Annotated in this window: 1 protein-coding gene; it reads right to left on the bottom strand. The window is 68.9% G+C overall.

The window, feature by feature from the left end; translation table 11 throughout:
* The coding region (locus IEY99_RS33815; protein WP_189208199.1) for an SDR family NAD(P)-dependent oxidoreductase at nucleotides 1-647 on the bottom strand (647 nt) is incomplete at both ends.

The following is a 647-nucleotide window of genomic DNA, read 5'->3' as shown; positions in this document are numbered from 1 at the left end:
TGAAGGCGTCGAGGTCGCGCCCCGCGGTCGCGGTGTGCAGATGCCAGGCAGCGTCCACCTTCGGCGCCAACACCCTCGCCAACCGCTCAGGCGTCAACGAACCGACCACACCATCGTCCAACACACCCGCGCAATGAACCACCGCCCGCAACCCCGGCAGACTCTCCACCAGCGCAGCCACCGCCACCGGATCCGTGACATCACACGCCACCACCCGACCCGGCAAACCATCGGCCCCCGCAGCATCCGGACCCCGACGACTCACCAACACCAGATCCGACACACCCTGACCCGCGAGATGACGCGCCACCCGCGCACCGATGCCACTCGTACCACCGGTGACCAACACCGTGCCCCGCCACGACACCGGCCGCCCACCACCGGCAACCCGCACCAGACGCGGCACGAACACGCCACCGTCGCGCACCGCCAACTCAGGCTCATCCGACGCCAACACCTGCGCCGAAGGAACACCCTCCACCAGCATCAACCGGCCCGGATTCTCCGACTGCGCCGAACGCACCAAACCCCGCACCGCCGCACAAGCCAACTCCCCCGGCCGGGTCACCACCACCAGACGACGATCACCGGACAACCGGTCCTGCAACAACTCCAACGCCCACACCGACGCCGCATGCACCGACGCC

Origin of the sequence: Couchioplanes azureus (assembly GCF_014648355.1) — a bacterium.
GTDB classification, from domain to species: Bacteria; Actinomycetota; Actinomycetes; order Mycobacteriales; family Micromonosporaceae; genus Actinoplanes; species Actinoplanes azureus.
The sequence above is the reverse complement of the archived record's forward strand: the minus strand, read 5'-3'. Positions and strand labels throughout refer to the sequence as shown.